Here is an 18,503-nt window from a genome sequence, read left to right on the forward strand (position 1 = left end):
ATGACGACTCAGGCGGCCGGCTCGTCGGGGAGGAAGGCCATGGCGACCTTGCCCAGGGTGTCGCCGATCAGCAGGGCCGTGCGGCCCATCTCGTCGGTGCGGCCGCTGACCACGCGGCCGTCGTCGAGCGTGGCACGGTAGCGCTGGTTCGGCACCGGCTTGCCGGTCTGCTGGTGGCGCAGCACCACGTATTCGTCGGTGCGCAGGCTGGAACCCGGCAGCGTCACGCCCTGCGGGGCGGCGGCGCCCGGCCCCAGGTGCACGAAGCCGGCGCCCTTCATGACCTGCGCGCCGCTGCTCTGGTGGGTGATGGCGCCGCCGGCCCAGTCGGTCTGGGCGCCGGACGCCACCACCTTGACGCTCGGCGCGTCCAGTTCGATGCCCTCGGCGGCGACCAGCGTGATCTTGCCGGCCGACTTGATCTCGATGTGGCCCTGGTGCGTGTGCACGACGATATCGCCGCGCCCGGCGACCAGGCGCACGCCGAGTTCGTGGGCGAACAGGCTCAGGCTGCGCAGCGCGCGCACGAACACGTTGCGCCCGCCGGCGATCTCGGTGTCGCCGGCGCTGACCACGTCGACCTTGCTGGCGGCACCCAGCGCCAGGTTGTCGCTGCTGGCGACCAGCACGCCGGCCGGCGCGGTGGCGGCCAGGATCGGGGCGCCGCCCTGCCCGGCGGCCTTGCCGGCGCCGCCGGCCGCGTTGCTGCCCTGGTCCCAGTGGCGCAGCTTGTCGGCCAGCGCGGCCAGGCGCTCGGTGGCCGGCTGGTCGCCGGTGTGCACGGCGGCCAGCCGGCCGACCTCTTCCAGGATGCTTTGCATCACCTCGGCCAGCCCGACCAGGCCGGCACGCGCCAGCTGCCCGCCTTCGGCATCGGGGCTGGCTTCGGCGCTGATCAGCACGCCCCTGGCGCCGCGCAGCGCCACCGCGGCGTCGCTGCGCAGTTCGGCGCCCTCGCCGCGCGGGGTGGCGGCGCCGCCGGCGCGCGGACGGGTCAGCCAGCCCAGGTTCAATTCCGACGCGGCGTGGTCGCTGGCCAGCTGGGCGCCGATCTCGCCGCGGGTGTCGTCGAAGCGCAACTGGTTGCCACGCTGGCCGCGGATTTCGCGCGTGCGGGTGCCGGACAGGTAGCGGTTGCCGGGCAGGTCGCCGTGGGCGCTGAAGGCCGGCGGCGCGGCGCGGCCGTTGTACAGCTGCGCCAGCACGATCGGCCGGTCCGGGTCGCCGCCGAGGAAAGCCACCAGCACCTCGGTGCCGACGCGCGGCAGGCCGACGGCGCCGGACTGGTGCTGGCTGCCGTTGCCGTTGCCGGCCCAGTTCGAGGCGACGCGCACCCAGGCCGAATCGGCCGGCGAATCGGAGGCGCCGGCGCCGTGCGCGTGGCGGTGGTCGGCGGCGCGCATGCCGGGAAAGCGGATCTTCACCCGCCCCATGGCGTCGCAATGCACGTCCTCGCCCGCCGGGCCCACCACCAGCGCGCTCTGCAGCTGCGGGTGCGGCAAGTCGGTGCGCGGATCGAAGTCCGGCACGATCGGCACGCCGCGGCGCACCGCCGTGAAGGCGATGTGCACGCGCGCGCCGGCGCCGCGTCCGCGCGTTCGGGAAGCAGCCGCCGGTTCGCGGCCCGGCCAGTCGTGGCCCGGCCAGTCGTGGCCCGGCCAGCCCGCGTCGTGCAGCAGGCGCGCGGCGCGCAGGTCGAGGCCGCGCGGCAGGTTGTTGTCGGCCACGATGTGCAGTTCGGTGACGACGAATTCGCGCTCGGCCGCGGCATGGGTATCGATTTCGGGATGGCCTTCCAGCGAAAAATACTGGCCGGCGCAGAAGTCGCGCACGCTGCCTTCGCCCTGGAAGCACTTGGAGGCGAATTCGTGGCGGTGCATGCGCACGTGCCCGAGGCGCCAGTGGTCTTCGACGTCGTTGCCGACGTGCGGCACGTCGATCAGGTAGTCGTCCAGCGTCGCCGCCAGCCGGTTGCCGCTGGCACCCTGGTCGGCGTTGCTGCGCGCGCTGGCCGTCATGAACTGCGGACCGGCCGGGTTCTTGTAATCCCAGCTGTGGCGCGTGGTTACGCCCGGCTGCAGGCGGCGCGCGGCGCTCCACGAGGTGACGGTATCGCGGCCGTCGGCGACGCCGTCGCGGTGGTAGCGCACGCTGCCGGCGGCGTTGCGGGCCAGGCCGCTGGGGTCGCTGAACAGCACCAGCGTATGCGCCGGCGTGCGGTCGTGCAGCGGGTCGACCGCGCTGCCGCGGCTGCGTCCCGGCCGAAAGTACCAGGCCACGCCGCGCCGCTTGAGCAGGCGCCGCAAGAAGGCGGCGTCCGACTCGTTGTACTGCATGGTCTGCTCGCGCGGCGGAAACTGGCGCATGTCGAACAGCGGATCGAGTTCCAGCTCGAAGGCGCTGGCCAGCACGGTGTTCGAATGGCGCCATTCGTCGCACAGCAATTGCGCGATCTCGAGCTCGTTCTGGTAGCGGAAGATGCGGCTGCCGCTGCGTTTTTCCATCACGGCGAACACGTCGCGGATCACCAGCTCGTAGGCCGCCAGGCCGCCGTCGGCATCGCCGGCGCGCGCCTCGGTGACGATGCCGCACACGCTGCGCAGCTGGCCGCGGTCGGTGACGAACTGGATTTCCGCCGGCAGCGCGATCAGTTCCTTGAGGGGCAGCGACGGCGTGCCGGCCAGGCAGGCGACGCGGTAGTCGATGCCGCCGCAGATGGCTTCGCTGCCCATCACCCGCTGCGGCAACAGCACGTCCTCGGACAATTGGCCGCCATGCGCCAGGTGCAGGCGCAACGGGCGATGCGCGGTGCTCAGGGATTGTTCGTGCTGCAGCACCCGCAAGAACTCGCTCGCGCTATCCACCATGCCTCCCGAATGGTTGCCGCGTTGTCGCGGAAGACAGCATTTTTCCATGCTTCCCGTGCGGGAAGATTGGGAGAGCGCAGGAGAATCGGCGCGGCTATCCGGGATCGATGGCGTACCGCGGCATGCGCCGTGCAGGCATGCGCAATGGACTTTGACAGGAAGCGGGAACTAGAAGGTGGCGATTGTGGTCGTGCTACGGCGCGGCCTTGATGTTTGCCGTTCCTGGATGCTCAGTATGGGTCCCCGCCTGCGCGCACTACTGTCCAAGATAGTATTGCTGGCCTAAAAACCGTCGTCCCCGCGAAGGCGGGGACCCATGCTGAGTACCAAAAATTAGGGTTTTTGAAGCATTATGGTTGCTTTTAAGTACCAAATTCTCTTGCTCAGTATGGAGGGGATAATGCCAGTGGCATTATCCCCGCCTTCGCGGGGACGACGAGTTGTTGGCTAGGAATGATTTTTACAATACTGCTAGCAACAAAACCCGCTTAATGCAGAGATAACGCTTATCTTGGACAGTAGTGCGCCTGCGCGGGGAGTCGTTTCAGGCAGTGCCTGAAACGATGGATTTACTGTTCCAGCAATGGATGCAAGCGTGGAATCGCCGCCAGCGCGTTGCGGCCGGTCACGCTTCGCACGTGCTCGGCATCGATGCCGCGCAACTCGGCCAGCGCCCGACCGATCGCCGGCAATTGTTCCGGACTGTTGCGCGCCGGATGCACCCACGCCGGCGCGATGTCCGGCGCATCGGTTTCCAGCACGATGGACTCCAGCGGCAATTGCGTCGCCAGGCGCCGGATCTGCAGCGCGCGCGTAAAGGTCATGGCGCCGCCGAAGCCGAGGTGGAAACCCAGGTCGATGAAGGTCTGCGCCTGCTGGAAACTGCCGTTGAAGGCGTGCGCGATGCCGAACGGCGGACGGATCTGGCGCAGGTGCTTCAATACCTGGTCTTGCGAGCGGCGCACGTGGGTCAGCACCGGCAGGCCGAAATCGCGCGCGATGCGCAGCTGCTCGCGCAGGAAGCGTTCCTGCTTGTCGCGCATCGCCGGCTCGCACAGCAGGGGGATGAAGTAATCCAGGCCGATCTCGCCGATCGCCACGAAGCGCGGGTCGGACAGCGATTCCTCGACCAGGCGCCGCAACAGCACCAGGTCCTCGTCGCGTGCGTTGGGCACGCAGATCGGATGGATGCCGAGCGCATAGCTGAGGTTCGGCGCGCCGTCGGCCAATCCCTTGACGATGCCGAAGTTGCCGCGCTCGACCGCGGGGATCACGATCATCGACGTGCCCAGCGCAGCGGCGCGCGCGGCCACGTCCAGCGCCTGCGCGCCGAATTCGCGCGCATCCAGGTGGCAGTGGGTGTCGATCCACATCGCGCCGGTTTCCTATTCCGCCTGCAGGCCGTGCTCGGTCAGGCGCAGCACGCGGTCGCAGCGGGTCGCCAGGCCGGGGTCGTGGGTGACGATGACGAAGGCGGTGCCGAGGTTCTTCGACAGTTCCAGCATCAGGTCGAAGATGCCCTGCGCCGTGGCGGTGTCGAGGTTGCCGGTCGGCTCGTCGGCCAGCACGCAGGCCGGCTCGGTCACCAGCGCGCGCGCCAGGGCCACGCGCTGGCGTTCGCCGCCGGAGAGCTCGCCCGGACGGTGGATGGCGCGCCTGGTCAATCCGACGCGCGCCAGCATGGCTTCGGCGCGCGCGATGGCTTCCGGACGCTTGACGCGCCGGATCAACAGCGGCATGGCGACGTTGTCGAGCGCCGAGAATTCCGGCAGCAGGTGGTGGAACTGGTAGACGAAGCCGAGCGACGAATTGCGCAGCTCGCCGCGCCGGGTTTCCGACAGCGCCGCGAAGTCCTCGCCCAGCAGCGTGACCGCGCCGCTGCTGGGGGTGTCCAGGCCGCCGAGGATGTGCAGCAGCGTCGACTTGCCGGAACCGGAGGCGCCGACGATCGCCACGCGCTCGCCGCGGCCGATCGCAAAGTCGACGTGGCCCAGCACCTGCACCTTGTAGTCGCCCTGGACGAAGGTCTTGCCGACGCCGCGGCAGGACAGCACCGGTGTAGTGCCGGCCTGTGCGCCGGCGGTCTGAGTGGATTGATACGTCATGTCATTCATAGCGCAGCGCCTCCGCCGGTTTGACGCGCGAGGCCGCGAAGCTCGGGTAGATGGTGGCGACGAACGCCAGCAGCACGGAGACGCCGCCGATCTTGAAAACGTCCGGCCAGCGCAGGTCGGACGGCATCTCGCTGATCAGGTAGATGTCCTTGGACAGGAATTGCACGCCCAGCAGGTGCTCGATGAAGGGCACGATGACGTCGATGTTCAGCGCCACCAGCACGCCCAGGCCGACGCCCACGAACGTGCCCATGATGCCGACCAGCGCGCCCTGGATCATGAAGATCTTCATGATCGAACGCGGCGAGGAACCGAGCGTGCGCAGGATGGCGATGTCGGCCTGCTTGTCGGTCACGGTCATGACCAGCGTCGACACCAGGTTGAACGCGGCCACCGCGATGATCAGGGTCAGGATGATGAACATCATGCGCTTCTCGGTCTGCACGGCGGCGAACCAGGTGGCGTTCATCTTCGACCAGTCGCGCATGAACAAGTCGCCCGACATGGTCTTTTTCAGTTCCTGCGCGATCAGCGGCGCCTGGTGCATGTCGGCGACGCGCAGGCGCAGGCCGTTGGGCGCGGCCAGGCGCTCCATGCGCTGGGCGTCCTCGATGTTGATGAAGGCCATGCCCGAGTCGAACTCGTAGTGGCCCGCTTCGAAGATGCCGGCCACGGTGAAGCTGCGCGTGCGCGGCACCATGCCGGCCGGCGTGGTCTGGCCCTGGGCCAGCATCATGGTGATCTTGTCGCCCACCTGCACGCCGAGCGAGCGCGCCAGCACGTAGCCGAGCACGATGTTGAATTCGCCCGGCTTCAATGCGTCCAGGCTGCCCTGGCGGATCTGCTTGGCCACGTCCGACACCTTGTGCTCTTCGGACGGCAGGATGCCGCGGATGACCGACGGTTTCATCACGTCGTCGCGCAGCAGCAGGCCCTGTGTTTCGACGAAGGGCGCGGCGCCGCGCACCGCCGGGTTGCGGAAGGCTTCCTGTTCGGCCTGGCGCCAGTTGGGCATGCTGCCGGAGGCGTCGAACACTTCGATGTGGGCCAGCACCGACAGCATGCGGTCGGTGACTTCCTTCTGGAAGCCGTTCATGACCGACAGCACCACGATCAGCGCGGCCACGCCGAGCGCGATGCCGGACACCGAGATCAGGGAAATGAAGGAAATAAAACTGTTGCGGCTGCTGCGCTTGCCGGCGCGCGTGTAGCGCAGGCCGACCAGCCATTCGTACGGCATTTTGTGGATGATGCTCATGGATTCCGTGGGTTCGATGCGGAGCTGGATACTGTCGGTCCCGCAGTTTGCCACACAAACATCCTGCGCGTGGCGGATTGTCACAATTGGAACAACTTTTGACGGCTTGCCATGCCGTCGAAGACAGGCGCTTCGCGTATGCGCGGCAGATGTCCTACAATACGCCATGGCCCCTATTACGCTTGTCCTGCCGTTCGCCCTCCCCGTCCCCGAATTCGCCGCCGACCTGATCCGTGTCCTGCAAGCGCCGGCGCTGGCAGCGCTGTTGTCGCGCACGGCGCAGCACCGGTTCCACCCGTTGCCGCCGAACGCGCGCGCCTTGCCGCACGAGCTGTGGATCGCCGATGCGCTCGGCCTGATGCGCGGCGTCGAACCGGCGCTGGCGACCGGCGTCATGCGCGGCTACGGGCTCGATCCGGAAGACGGTACCTGGTTCGTGGTCAATCCGACCCACATCCAGATCGCGCGCACCCACCTCATGATGGACGACCTGCGCGGGCTCGACCTGCGCGAGGACGAAGGCCGCGCCCTGTTCGAAGCCGCCCTGCCCTCGATCGCGGACAGCGGCTACCGGCTCCTCTACGGCGCCGCCGACACCTGGTTCCTGCGCGCCGACGCCTGGGACGACCTGCGCACCGCCACGCCGGACGCCGCGGTCGGCATGAACCTGACCGACTGGATGCCGACCGGCGACAAGGCGCGCGCCTTCCGCAAGCTGCAGAACGACGTGCAGGTGACCTGGTACACGCATCCGGTCAACGCAGCGCGCGAGGCGCGCGGGCGCCAGGCGATCAATTCGATCTGGCCCTGGGGTGGCGCCAGCCTGGCCACCGAGCAGGCCCATAAGCTGGTGGCCGGCGCCCGGCGCCGCCTGGGCGCGCCCCCGGCGCTGGTCACCCACGCCGTGCCCGCCTGGCTCGACGCGCTCGCCACGCGCCGCCTTGAGTCGCCATCCGCCTTCGCCGTCCAGTTGGACGGCGAAGGCGGCGATGAAACCGTCCTGGTGTGCGGCAGCGTCACGGCGCCGGCCATCGCCGCGGACTGGGACGGCTGGCTGCGCGAAATGACGCGCCTGGAAACCGAACTGTTCGCGCCGCTGCTGGAGGCCGTCAAAACCGGCCGCGTCAAGCAGTTGCGCCTGGTGCTGAGCCACCGCGACGGCGCCCTGGAAACCGTTACCACCCCGATGGCGCAGCGCAAGTTCTGGCGCCGTCCGACCCTGGAAGCACTGACTTGAAGACCCGCATCGCCATCCGCCCCTGCCCGGTACGCCAATCCGAAATGCTGCGCCAGGGCGGCATCCATCCCGTGCTGGCGCGCGTGTTCGCCGCGCGCGGCCTGTCCGACCCGCGCGAACTGGCCAGCGAGCTGCAGGCGCTGGTGCCGCCCGGCGCCCTGCTGCAGATCGACGCCGCCGCCGCCTACCTGGCCGACGCGATCCAGGACCGCAAGAAGATGACCATCGTCGCCGACTACGATTGCGACGGCGCCACCGCCTGCGCGGTCGCGCTGCGCGGCCTGCGCGCGATGGGCGCCGAGGTCGACTTCATCGTCCCCAACCGCTTCGAGTACGGCTACGGCCTGACGCCCGAGATCGTCGAGCTGACCGCGCGCGAAAAGGCGCCGGACATCATCCTCACCGTCGACAACGGCATCGCCAGCATCGACGGCGTGGAAGCGGCCAGGCGGCGCGGCATCGAGGTCGTGGTCACCGACCACCACCTGCCCGGCGAGCGCCTGCCGGACGCGCGCGTGATCGTCAACCCGAACCAGCCCGAATGCGGCTTCCCGAGCAAGAACCTGGCCGGCGTCGGCGTGGTGTTCTACGTGCTGCTGGCGCTGCGCGCCGAACTGCGCAAGCGCGGCACGTTCGACGCGCAAAGCCAGCCCAAGCTGGACAGCCTGCTCGACCTGGTGGCGCTGGGCACCGTGGCCGACGTGGTGAAGCTCGACACCAACAACCGTATCCTGGTGGCGCAGGGCCTGAAGCGCATGCGCGCCGGACGCATGCATGCCGGCGTGGCGGCGCTGTTCCGGGTGGCCGGGCGCGAGGCGCGCACCGCCTCGCCGTTCGATCTCGGCTTCGCGCTCGGTCCGCGCCTGAACGCCGCCGGCCGCCTGCAAGACATGTCGCTCGGGATCGAGTGCCTGACCACCGACGACGAGGGCCGCGCCTGGGCCATCGCCCAGCAGCTCAACGAGATCAACCTCAAGCGGCGCGAGATCGAGGCCGACATGCAGGGCACCGCGCTGCTGCACCTGGACGACTTCAGCCCGGCCGACGCCAGCACCATCGCCGTGTTCGACGACGGCTGGCACCAGGGCGTGATCGGCATCGTCGCCTCGCGCCTGAAGGAAAAGTTCTATCGCCCGACCATCACATTCGCCCCGGCCGGCGACGGCTGGATCAAGGGTTCGGGACGCTCGATCCCCGGTTTCCACATGCGCGACGCGCTCGACCTGGTGTCCAAGCGCGTACCCGGCCTGATCGACAAGTTCGGCGGCCACGCGATGGCGGCCGGACTGACCATCCGCGGCGAGCACTTCGACACCTTCACCCAGGCTTTCGAAGCGGTCGGGCGCGCCTGGCTGACGGAAGCCCAGCTGGAACGCGTGGTCGAGACCGACGGCCCGCTGGAAGACGATTTCTATTCGACCCAGTTCATCGAGCTGGTCGACGGCCAGGTGTGGGGCCAGGGCTTCGCGCCGCCGGTGTTCGTCGACGAGTTCCGCGTGGTCAGCCAGCGCATCCTGAAGGACAAGCACCTGAAACTGCTGCTGGAACGCAACGGCCGCCGCTACGACGCGATCTGGTTCGGCCACGTCGATGCGCTGGGCGACAAGGCGCGGGTGGCGTTCCGGCTCGACGCCAACGAGTACAACGGCGTGACCAAGGTGCAGCTGCTGGTGGAGCACGCCGAGCCGGCGTGACGGCGGCCCGCACCCCGGCCCGCGGCTTGCGACCTCAGCGCCCGGCCGGCGCCGCGCCGTTCGACGCCGCGCCGTTCGACGCCTTGCGGCGACCGGCATAGCCCATCAGCGCCAGTCCTCCGCCCAGCAGCAAGGCCGTCGCCGGCTCGGGCACGTCCTGCGTCGTGGCCGACGCCACCCCGAAGGTGATCGCGCCGCTGTCCCAGCGCCCGTCGGCGCCGGCCAGGTCGTCGTAGTAATCGTAGAACTCCAGGCGCAGGATGCCGTCGGCGCCGACGTTGAAGTCCAGGCCGAGGTCGGCCAGGTCGATATTCCCGGCATAGCTTGCCGTACCGGGACCGTCGTTGCCCAGGCCCGGATTGAACAGGACGCCGGTGCCGTCCGAATTGGTGAACGCCAGCCCGATGTCGGACAGCCAACTCGTACCGAACGCGCTCAGGCCGACCGCATACGCGATGCTGGTGATGGTGGCATTGGCGCCGACGTCGTAGGTCTGCACCGTGTTGTCCGGATTGCCGGCGATGCCGTTGCTCTGGATGCCGGCGAGGTTCACCGTCAACGGCGCCGCGAATACCGAGGCGCATGCGAACAGGGACACGCCGGCGAGCATCTTGCGGATTGCATTCAGTGGCATGGAAGTCTCCTTCAATTTGTTGGTATGGCCCGGTGACGAGGGTCGCCGGCGGGCGTGTGCGTGCCTTCGCCGCACCGGCTTTTTCGTGCGCCGGCGCGAAAAAGCGCCCGCGGTCCCTCGCGGTGCCGCGGGCGCCTGCGCCGGCGCTCAGTTCATCGTCATTTCATCGTATAGCTCTGCTGCGCCGTATCCACCCCGCCATTGCGCGCCGCATCCCAGTAGGTGAAGCTGTAGCGCACCACATCGCCGATCTTCAGGCCGCCGGCGCTGTACGAATTGGTGCTGCCGTCCAGCCGCATGCGCACGTTCTGCTGGGCGCCGCCGTTGACGGTGTAGTGCACGTCGGCCCAGCTGCCGGTGGTGGTGTTGAACTGCAGCGTGGTGGCCGAGGTCTGGGTGACCGAGGTCGGGCCGGTGCTCGTCACCGGCGGCGTCGTGGTCGAGGTGCCCGACAGGTAGACCACGTCGTCGATCGCGAACTGAAAGCTCGAGGCCGGCAGCTTGTTGGCGTCGCTCGAAATCATGAAGACGTCGAGCAGCGACTGCGCCGCCACCTTGGTGCCGAGCAGGGCCGACACCGGCACGCTGGCGGTGGCCCACTCGCCGTTGCGCACCAGGCCGTAGGCGGTGGTATTGGCCGGGAAGTTGACCCAGTTCTGGTTGGTGTAGGTGTCGCCCACGCCGATGTTGAACGACACGTTGGCCGGGATCTTGATGCGGAACTTCAGCGTGCCGTTGCGGAAGTTCGACAGGTCGACCGCCTGGCGCGCCTGGATGCCGCCGCCGAACCACTGGCCGGGGGCGGTGTAGTTCCAGGCGATCACGTTGCTGCCTTCCGCCGGCGGCGTGTTGCCGGCCCCTGTCGAGGCGCCGTTCCACAGGAAGATGTCGGAGGTGGTGCCGGCCACCAGCTTGTTGTTGACGGCGGTGGTGTCGGTGAACACGCCGAAGTTGCCGACTTCCGGCACGGTCTGGTTGCCGAGCTTGACGGTGCCCTTGCCGTCCAGCTGGTAGACGCGCACGTAGTCGACGTACATGGTGCCCGGCAGCGGCGCCGTGACCTGGCCCGGACTGGCGGCGTCGGTGAAGTTGCCGCCCACGGCCAGGTTCAGCAGCAGGTAGAACGGCGACTGCAGCGCGGTCGAATTGACCGGCAGCGGCTTGTCGTACATGTTGTACTCGACGCCGTTGTCGACAGTGGTAAAGCGCATTTCGCTTTCGGTCCAGTACAGGCGGTAGGTGACGAAGCGGTTGGCCAGCGAGGCCGACGGCGCGTACCAGTTCTTGGTCTGCCAGGCGGTCGAGGCGGCGCAGCTTTCGTTGCCCGGCACGCAGGCGGCCTGCTGCCAGGTGATCACGTTGGAGCCGACGAAGTTATTGGCCGAGGTGGCGCCGGAGCCGCTGCGCGAGGCTGCCTTGTGGCCCATCTCCATGATGTCGATCTCGCCGTTGCGCGGCCAGGTCTGCGGGCTGACGCCCAGCATCCAGGCAGCCGGCCACAGGCCGGTGGCGATGTTGGGCGTGGCCATGCGGATCTCGATCATGCCGTACTGCACCTGCACCTTGCCCTTGCTGTCGATCTTGCCGGAGGTGAAGACGTTGCTGCCCACGGTCTGGCTCTGGGCGCGGATCGCCAGTGCACGCGTGCCGGACTCGAACGGCACGTTGACGATCGACAGGTTGTTCGGGCTGTAGTACTCCAGCTCGGCGTTGCCGTAGCCGCACAGGTTGATCTGGCAGCCGTTGCCGTCGGTGGCGGTCCAGGTCTTGCTGTCCAGGGTGCTGCCGTTGAACTCTTCCGACCACAGCAGTTGCCCGATGGCCGGGCTGGTGACGCTGGCCATGGCCTGGGCGCCGCACGCCAGCAAGGCGCCGGCAAGCGCCGCGTGGAAAGGTTTCCATTTGTAATTCGACTTCAGCTGACGATATTCGTGTTGTTTGTTCACGTCGACTCCTCGTTCCACTCCAAAGAAAATGTGACAGCGCCGGGCGGCGCTACCACGGCTTGCCAGCTTCGAACGCTGGTCTCGAATGACTTTCCGATGGCACTATTTGGAAACCTTTCCAAATGTGAATGTAAAATATATTCTTATTTGCATGAAGCGTCAAATCCGGCGTGCGCCGTGTTGTTTTACTCCATCGCGATGTCGCGGCGTCGTCGCAGCCGGCGGGTCGACCGGCGCCCTGGGCAGCAGCGCGCCCACCGGGCGGCCGTACTTCGCATTCCGGCGCCATCGGCGAGCGCTATGCGCCAGGCGCGATTTGACGCGCGCTACCGCTGCCATACCGGCCACGCGTTCACTTCCCGGGTACGCAAGGCTTTGCAGCATCAGGCGGCCGAAGAAGCGCCGTGGGCGGCGCTGGGGGCATTGCAGGAGCAAGAGTCATCCCGTGCGCAAGGCGCCTCGCCGGACGGGCCAGGGCCGGACGCCCGGTCAGCGGCGCGGGCAGGCATCGGCGCACGATGCGGCGACGCCGGCCAGGCACTCGCTGCGCTCGAACACGATGCGCCATCGCCCCGGCGCCTCCAGCCGCCAGATCGAATCGAAACGCCCGACCTGCCTGCCGTCGCCGCCATAGACCGGGCCGCTGCTGTAGGCCAGCGTGCCCGACGCCACCACCTCGACCCGGTCCGGCGCCCAGGTGAACGGCGCGTGCTCGCCGTCGTAGAACCGGCGCCACTCGCGCGCGACCGCGTCATGGCCGCGCAGTACCGTGTCTCCCGACAGGAACACGGCTTCATCGGCGAGGAATGCGCCGAAGGCGTCGAAATCGCGCGCGCGCATGGTGGCGGCGAAGGCGCGCTCGGTGTCCGCCACCTGCACCCTGAGGTCGGCGTTCGAGACGCGCATGGCGCCGGTGGTGGCCAGCATCAGCACGCTGATGCATAACACGCCGATCGACAACAGACGCACGACGCCTCCGGGTTTCGATTGCCAATCGGGCAATTCTGTCACGGCGATCCGCTTTGATCAAGCGCCTTGCAATCACTCCGCCTGCTCGAGGTCGACCGCATCACGCGCATCTCCTACCTGCTCGGCATCTATAAGGCGCTGCACATCCTGTACGGCGACAAGCTGGCCGACGAATGGGTGCGCCTGCCGAACGCGAATGCGGTGTTCAACGGGCGCAGCCCGCTGGCGGCCATGCTCGGCGGCGGCCTGCTGGCGATGCAGACGGTGCGGCGCCTGCTCGACGCGCGCCGCGGAGGCCTGTAGATGACGCCCCTTCCCCGCCTGAGCCTGCTGCGCCGCTACGACACCTGCCGTTTGATCCCGTCGCGCTTCGCCGACGTCGAGGATTCGGTGCTGACGCCGCTGGCCGGCGGCGACGATGCGCTGCTGCGCGACCTGTTCGACCTCGACAACGCCACCAACGAACGCCTGCGCGGCGAATCCGGCCTGCTGCCCGGCATCGGCATGGACGAGCTGGTGTTCGGCGTGCCCAACTTCCGCATGATCAACGCCGCCTACACCTACGCGCGTCCGGAAGGCAGCCGCTTCAACGACGGCGAGCGCGGCGCCTGGTATTGCGCCTTCGAGGTCGAGACCGCGCTCGCCGAAGTCGCCTTCCACAAGACGGTCGAGTACCAGGAGATCCGGCGCTTCGACGACAGCGTCGGCTACCAGTGCCTGCTGGCCGACTTCAGCGCCGTCTTCCACGACCTGCGCGGTGCGGATGGCGCGGAAGGCGGCGCCGGCGCCTGGGCCCCCTGCCTCGACCCGGGCAGCTACGTGGCCTCGCAGGCGCTGGCGCAGGAATTGCTGGAGCTGGGCTCGATGGGCATCGTCTACCCGAGCGTGCGCCACGCCGGCGGCACCAACCTGGCGTGCTTCCGCCCGGCCCTGGTCGGCAACGTGCGCAAGGGCGCGGCCTACCGGCTCACCTGGGCCGGGTCGCCGCAGCCGCTGATCGAAGCGGCTTGACCGGGGCGGTTCGGACGGAGGCGCCCTGGGCAGCTGCCCGTCCGGCGCGCCGGCAGCGCTCAGCCGGCGCTCGGCTGCATGCGCGGGCCGGCCCACGGGCGGTACAGCACCAGCGCCGCCACCAGGCCGCAGGCCGCGGCCGCCGCCATCCAGTAGCCCGGCGCCGCCTTGTCGCCGGTGGCCTCGATCAGCCAGGTCGACACCACCGGCGTGAAGCCGCCGAAGATCGCGGTGGCCAGGCTGTAGGCCAGCGAAAAGCCGACCGTGCGCACGTGCGCCGGCATGATCTCGGTGAGCGCCACCACGGCCGCGCCGTTGTAGCTGGCGTACATGAAGGAAAGCCACAGCTCCGCTTCCAGCATGTGCGCGAAGGTCGTGTTGTGCACCAGCCAGGACAGCACCGGATGGGCGGTCAGGATCGGCAGCACCGTGAACCCCACCAGCAGCGGCCAGCGGCCGACGCGGTCGGACAGCGCGCCCATCAGCGGCAGCCAGATGAAGTTGGACAGGCCGATGCAGAAGGTCACCAGCAGGCTGTCCGCCGCGCTCAGCTTGAGCACGCTCTTGCCGAAGGTCGGCGCATACACGGTGATCAGGTAGAACGAGACGGTGGTCATCACCACCAGCATCATCCCCAGCAGCACCAGGCGCCAGTTGTCGGCGATCGACTTCAGGATCTCGCGGAACGACGGATGGTGCTTCCGCGCCTTGAAGGCCTCGGTTTCCTGCAGCGAGCGGCGGATCACGAACACCACCGGCACGATCATGCAGCCGACGAAGAACGGGATGCGCCAGCCCCAGTCGCTGACCAGCGCCGGCGCCAGGTTCTGGTTGAGCAGGTAGCCCAGCAGCGCCGCCGCCATGATGGCGGCCTGCTGGCTGGCCGATTGCCAGCTCACGTAAAAGCCCTTCTGGCCGGGTCCGGCCATCTCGGCCAGGTACACCGAGACGCCGCCCAGTTCGACGCCGGCCGAGAAGCCCTGCAGCAGGCGGCCGACCAGCACCAGCGCCGGCGCCGCCAGGCCGATGGTCGCGTAGCCCGGCACGAAGGCGATCAGGATGGTGCCGCAGGCCATGATGGCGAGCGTGACGATCAGGCCGGTGCGGCGGCCGACGCGGTCGATGTAGCTGCCCAGAATGACCGCTCCGAGCGGGCGCATCAGGAAGCCGGCGCCGAAGGTGACGAAGGTCAGCATCAGCGAGATGTAGTCGTTACCGGAGGGGAAAAAGGTCTTCGCGATGTAGGTGGCGTAGAAGCCGTACAGGAAGAAATCGAACATTTCGAGGAAGTTGCCGCTGGTAACGCGCAGGATGGTCGCGAGCGGAGACGAGGCTTGCCGGGTGGTGGTCATGAACGTTCCTGAGACTGACAAAGGCATGCAGCATACCCGCAAGCGTCCATCGGCGTTGCACGCGCACGCGCCCGGCGATCGGTTACCATGAGCGTTTCCGCGCCACTGCGGACAACGTCATTACAAGCACACCAGCATCATGAGCCAGACCGCCGACAAACTCGACCCGCTGAAGGACAGCGAACTGCACGACAAGATCAACCGCGAAACCGCGCGCATCGCGTGGCCGGAACTGGAGCGCCATTTCGCCCACGGCGTGGTGATCTGGGTGAGCGAGGAACTGGACCTGGTGGAAGTGGCGCTGCGCATCGCCCACGACGACAAGGAACACGTGGCGCGCTGGATGGGCGAAGGCAAGCTGGCCAAGGTGTCCGACGTCCAGGCGCAGACCTGGCAGGCCGCCGGCGTGCAGTTGTGGGCGTCGGTGGTCAGCCCGTTCGTGCTGGTGCAGCCGGAGAAGCAGCAACTGCACTGACGGCGCACCCGGGGCGAGGAGACACCGATGCACGGCTTCGAACACACCGGCAGCCACGCCGTGCCCGCACTGCGGGCCACCATCGAACAATACGTCGACCGGCGCTCGGGCGCGCGCCACGTGCACATGGCCACCGAGGCGCAGGAAAGCGCGTTTCTGGCTGGCTTTCCCACCCTGCTCGACACCAGCGACGGCCGCGCCCACATCCTCGAACATCTGGCCCTGAGCGGCTCGCGGCGCTTTCCGGTGCGCGCGCCCTTCTTCGCGATGCTGCGCCGCTCGCTGGCCACGCACATGAACGCGCGCACCCATGCCGACCGTACCGCCTACCTGTTCGCCAGCACCGACCGGCGCGATTTCTTCAACCTGCTCGACGTCTACCTGGACGCCTGCTTCCACCCGACGCTGGACTACCTGGACTTCCTGCAGGAAGGCTGGCGCCACGTGCTGGAGGACGGGAAGCTCGCCTTGCGCGGCGTGGTGCTCAGCGAAATGCAGGGCGCCATGGCCGATCCGATGCATGCGCTGCGCCACGGCGTTGTCGCCGCGCTGTTCAAGGGCACCGGGTACGCGGCCGATCCGGGTGGCGATCCGCTGGCGATACCCGGCCTGAGCCACACCATGCTGCGCGCCTTCCACGCGCGCCATTATCACCCGTCGCAGGCGGTGTTCATGAGCGCGGGCCGGATCGCGCCGGCGCAGATCCAGGAGCGCATCGCCGCGTGCGTGCCGGCACTGCAGGCCGGGCGGGCGGAGCGCCTGCTGCCGGCGCTGGCCTGCGCCTGGACGGCGGCGCGCGCGCAGCAGCTGCGCATTCCGGCGCAAGACGGGCAGCCGGGCGGGCACGGCCTGCAACTGGCCTGGGTGCTGGGCGAGACCGGCGACGCCCTGGGCCGCTGCAGCGCCGAACTGCTGTGGGCCGGATTGCTCGGCGACGCCGCCGCCCCGCTGCGCGCGGCGCTGGAAGCGGCGGGCTTCGGGCGGCCGGCACGCCTGGCCGGGCTGGACACCGACATGCGCCAGATGGTGTTCCACGTCGGCATGGAGGGCCTGGACGCGGCGCGGGTCGACGATGCGCGGCGCCTGATCCTGTCCACCCTGGAGCGGGTGGCTGCCGCCGGCGTCGCCGAGCCGGTGCTGCGCTGCGCGCTGCGCGACCTGCGCTACCGCCAGCGCGACACCGACGGCGGCGGCCACACGCCGTTCGCGCTGCGCCGCCTGCTGCAGGCCCTGCCGCTGGCGTTGTACGGGGGCGACGTGCTGGACGGGTTCGACAATGCGCCGGCCCTGGCGGTGCTCGATGCGCGCGTGGGCGACCCCGGCTTCTTCAAGGGCCTGGTGCGCGCGCTGCTCGACAACCCCACCCGCCTGGACACCCACGTGGTGCCGGACGGCGCTTATTTCGCGGCGCGCGCGGCGGCGCAACAGCAAGCCCTGGCGGCGCGCCAGGCGGCGCTGCCCGGTGCCGAACGCGCCCGCATCGAAGCCGACGCCGCGGCGCTGGCCGCGCGCCAGGCGCTGGCGGCCGACAAGGCACTGCTGCCGCGCATCCGCCCCGGCGACATCGACGCCCGCGCGCGGCCGCTGCCGGCGGTGGAGCGCCTGGACGGCGGCGCCTGGGTGGTCGAGGCGGCCACCAACGGCATCACCCATGCCAGGGTGCTGTACGACGTCTCGCACCTGCCGGCGGACGACTGGCCGTGGCTGGCCCTGTACGTGCGGGTGCTGCCCGAGCTGGGCGTGGGCGCGCGCGATTTTCGCGCTGCCGCTGCCTGGCGGCGCGCGGCGGCGCCGGAATTCCGGGTCGGCATCGACACCGCTGCGGCGCAGGACGGCGGCCTGCACATCGACATCGCGTTCTGCGCCGCCGGCCTGGAGGGCGACGAGGCGGCGCTGGCGGACCTGCTGGCGGCCAGCGCCGCCGGTGTGCGCTTCGACGAAACGGCGCGCCTGGCCTTCCTGGTCGAGCGCGCGGTGCGGCAGCGCATGGAGGGCGTGAGCGGTGCCGGCAGGGACGTCGCCATGCTGGCCGCATGTGCGCCGCTGTCGGCGGCGCGCCGTTTCTGGAACGCGGTCGACGGCATCGACGCGCTGCCGTTCCACGCCGCGCTGGGACGGCTGTGCCGCACGCCGGACGGCATGGCGCGGCTGGCGGCGCGCCTCGCGGCCCTGCACGCGCAGGTCACGGCGGCGGCGCCGGCGCGGCTATGCATCGGCAGCGGCGCGGCGGCGCGCGCGCTGGCGCGCCTGCTGGCGGCGCCGGACGCCTTCGGCGCGGCGCCGGTCCGGCAGGCGGCCGCCGCGCCCGTGCCGCGACAGCCGGCCGCCAACCTGGCCTTGCTGGGGGGCGGCCAGGTCAACCACTGCGCGATGGCATGGCGCGCGCCCGGCATCGCGCACCCGGACGCCGCGCCGCTGGCGGTGGCGGCCGAACTGATGACGGCCTGGCTGCACCGCTCCCTGCGCGAACGGGGCGGCGCCTACGGCGCCCATGCGCAGTACGACGGCGACGCGCGCGTGTTCGCCCTCGCTTCCGTGCACGACCCGCGCCTGGCCGGCACCTATGCGGATTTCATGGCCGCGCTGGACACTCTCGCGCACGGCGACCTGGACCCGGAATCGATCGAGGAAGCCATCGTCGGCGCGATCAAGGCGCTGGACCGGCCGCTGCCGCCGCAGCGGGAAGCTATTTACGCCTGGCAGGCGCGGCGCGCGGGCGTCACGCCGGCGCTGCGCCAGGGATGGCGCGCGGCGGTGCTGGCCTGCACCGCGGCGCAGATCGGCGCCGCCGCGCGCACCTGGCTGGCGCCGGCCGCCGCCAGCCGCGCCGCCTTTGTCGGCGCCGCCGGCCAGGACCTGGCCGGGATGACGGCGCTCGACCTGGCCGCCATGGCGGCCGCGCCGACTGCGTAATAGCAACACTCGGCAACACTCGGCAACACTGCG

General features: G+C 69.4%; 13 protein-coding genes and 1 pseudogene. 6 read left to right on the forward strand and 8 right to left on the reverse strand.

Annotation, left to right across the window (positions count from 1 at the left end):
* Positions 1-8: 8 nt before the first annotated feature.
* The 4 genes from HH212_RS23230 to HH212_RS23245 all read right to left on the reverse strand — a co-directional run bounded on the left by HH212_RS23230 (position 9) and on the right by HH212_RS23245 (position 6,239).
* Positions 9-2,867 (reverse strand): type VI secretion system Vgr family protein, encoded by a 2,859-nt coding sequence (locus HH212_RS23230; protein ID WP_229217425.1) that lies wholly within the window; start codon positions 2,865-2,867, stop codon positions 9-11.
* A gap of 569 nt (positions 2,868-3,436) precedes the next feature.
* The gene (locus HH212_RS23235; RefSeq protein ID WP_170204656.1) at positions 3,437-4,240 is read right to left on the reverse strand and encodes a TatD family hydrolase; all 804 of its coding nucleotides are present in this window, start codon (positions 4,238-4,240) and stop codon (positions 3,437-3,439) included.
* A 12-nt stretch (positions 4,241-4,252) separates the two neighbouring features.
* The gene (lolD, locus tag HH212_RS23240) at positions 4,253-4,981 is read right to left on the reverse strand and encodes a lipoprotein-releasing ABC transporter ATP-binding protein LolD (protein WP_170204657.1); all 729 of its coding nucleotides are present in this window, start codon (positions 4,979-4,981) and stop codon (positions 4,253-4,255) included.
* Positions 4,974-6,239: a lipoprotein-releasing ABC transporter permease subunit gene (locus HH212_RS23245; RefSeq protein ID WP_170204658.1), complete on the reverse strand. Its 1,266-nt coding sequence runs from the start codon at positions 6,237-6,239 to the stop codon at positions 4,974-4,976. Before HH212_RS23245 ends, lolD begins: the two co-directional genes overlap by 8 nt.
* Positions 6,240-6,405: 166 nt before the next feature.
* Here HH212_RS23245 and HH212_RS23250 point away from each other — a divergent pair, with 166 nt between their 5' ends.
* Both HH212_RS23250 and recJ read left to right on the forward strand, forming a co-directional pair.
* Complete coding sequence (locus tag HH212_RS23250; RefSeq protein ID WP_170204659.1) at positions 6,406-7,476, forward strand: hypothetical protein; 1,071 nt, start codon at positions 6,406-6,408, stop codon at positions 7,474-7,476.
* 44 nt (positions 7,477-7,520) lie between these two features.
* Entirely contained in the window at positions 7,521-9,170 is a 1,650-nt protein-coding gene (recJ, locus tag HH212_RS23255) for a single-stranded-DNA-specific exonuclease RecJ (RefSeq protein WP_170205637.1), read from the forward strand.
* A 34-nt stretch (positions 9,171-9,204) separates the two neighbouring features.
* Here recJ and HH212_RS23260 read toward each other — a convergent pair whose 3' ends face one another.
* From HH212_RS23260 to HH212_RS23270, 3 genes are all read right to left on the reverse strand, one after another.
* Positions 9,205-9,804, reverse strand: coding sequence for a PEP-CTERM sorting domain-containing protein (locus HH212_RS23260; RefSeq protein WP_170204660.1), 600 nt, complete (start codon positions 9,802-9,804; stop codon positions 9,205-9,207).
* Positions 9,805-9,962: 158 nt separating this feature from the next.
* Positions 9,963-11,750 carry a glycoside hydrolase family 16 protein gene (locus tag HH212_RS23265; RefSeq protein ID WP_229217426.1) on the reverse strand — a complete coding sequence of 596 codons (1,788 nt, stop codon included), beginning with the start codon at positions 11,748-11,750 and terminating at the stop codon, positions 9,963-9,965.
* Positions 11,751-12,239: 489 nt separating this feature from the next.
* Complete coding sequence (locus tag HH212_RS23270) at positions 12,240-12,719, reverse strand: YybH family protein (RefSeq protein WP_229217427.1); 480 nt, start codon at positions 12,717-12,719, stop codon at positions 12,240-12,242.
* A 78-nt stretch (positions 12,720-12,797) separates the two neighbouring features.
* Here HH212_RS23270 and HH212_RS23275 point away from each other — a divergent pair.
* A pseudogene (locus tag HH212_RS23275) lies at positions 12,798-13,022 on the forward strand (antitoxin Xre/MbcA/ParS toxin-binding domain-containing protein); the annotation flags it as partial.
* Positions 13,023-13,730, forward strand: coding sequence for an RES family NAD+ phosphorylase (locus HH212_RS23280; protein WP_170204661.1), 708 nt, complete (start codon positions 13,023-13,025; stop codon positions 13,728-13,730). It abuts the pseudogene before it with no gap.
* A gap of 59 nt (positions 13,731-13,789) precedes the next feature.
* Here HH212_RS23280 and HH212_RS23285 read toward each other — a convergent pair whose 3' ends face one another.
* Positions 13,790-15,082 (reverse strand): MFS transporter, encoded by a 1,293-nt coding sequence (locus HH212_RS23285; protein ID WP_170204662.1) that lies wholly within the window; start codon positions 15,080-15,082, stop codon positions 13,790-13,792.
* A gap of 139 nt (positions 15,083-15,221) precedes the next feature.
* On the opposite strand from HH212_RS23285, the gene HH212_RS23290 reads away from it, so the two are divergent.
* Together HH212_RS23290 and HH212_RS23295 are read left to right on the forward strand one after the other, a co-directional pair.
* Positions 15,222-15,557 (forward strand): DUF2288 domain-containing protein, encoded by a 336-nt coding sequence (locus tag HH212_RS23290; RefSeq protein WP_170204663.1) that lies wholly within the window; start codon positions 15,222-15,224, stop codon positions 15,555-15,557.
* Between the two features lie 27 nt (positions 15,558-15,584).
* On the forward strand, positions 15,585-18,470 hold the full coding sequence (locus HH212_RS23295; protein WP_170204664.1) for an insulinase family protein: 2,886 nt from the start codon (positions 15,585-15,587) through the stop codon (positions 18,468-18,470).
* The last annotated feature ends 33 nt before the right edge of the window (positions 18,471-18,503 follow it).

The organism is Massilia forsythiae, assembly GCF_012849555.1.
GTDB classification, from domain to species: domain Bacteria; phylum Pseudomonadota; class Gammaproteobacteria; order Burkholderiales; family Burkholderiaceae_D; genus Telluria; species Telluria forsythiae.

Bases quoted from the DNA above. Each gene is read 5' to 3' on its own strand.
- HH212_RS23260 (WP_170204660.1), bottom strand. From the start codon at position 9,804: ATGCCACTGAATGCAATCCGCAAGATGCTCGCCGGCGTGTCCCTGTTC.
- HH212_RS23280 (WP_170204661.1), top strand. From the start codon at position 13,023: ATGACGCCCCTTCCCCGCCTGAGCCTGCTGCGCCGCTACGACACCTGC.
- HH212_RS23245 (WP_170204658.1), bottom strand. From the start codon at position 6,239: ATGAGCATCATCCACAAAATGCCGTACGAATGGCTGGTCGGCCTGCGC.
- HH212_RS23250 (WP_170204659.1), top strand. From the start codon at position 6,406: ATGGCCCCTATTACGCTTGTCCTGCCGTTCGCCCTCCCCGTCCCCGAA.
- HH212_RS23290 (WP_170204663.1), top strand. From the start codon at position 15,222: ATGAGCCAGACCGCCGACAAACTCGACCCGCTGAAGGACAGCGAACTG.
- recJ (WP_170205637.1), top strand. From the start codon at position 7,521: ATGCTGCGCCAGGGCGGCATCCATCCCGTGCTGGCGCGCGTGTTCGCC.
- lolD (WP_170204657.1), bottom strand. From the start codon at position 4,981: ATGAATGACATGACGTATCAATCCACTCAGACCGCCGGCGCACAGGCC.
- HH212_RS23230 (WP_229217425.1), bottom strand. From the start codon at position 2,867: ATGGTGGATAGCGCGAGCGAGTTCTTGCGGGTGCTGCAGCACGAACAA.
- HH212_RS23295 (WP_170204664.1), top strand. From the start codon at position 15,585: ATGCACGGCTTCGAACACACCGGCAGCCACGCCGTGCCCGCACTGCGG.
- HH212_RS23285 (WP_170204662.1), bottom strand. From the start codon at position 15,082: ATGACCACCACCCGGCAAGCCTCGTCTCCGCTCGCGACCATCCTGCGC.
- HH212_RS23235 (WP_170204656.1), bottom strand. From the start codon at position 4,240: ATGTGGATCGACACCCACTGCCACCTGGATGCGCGCGAATTCGGCGCG.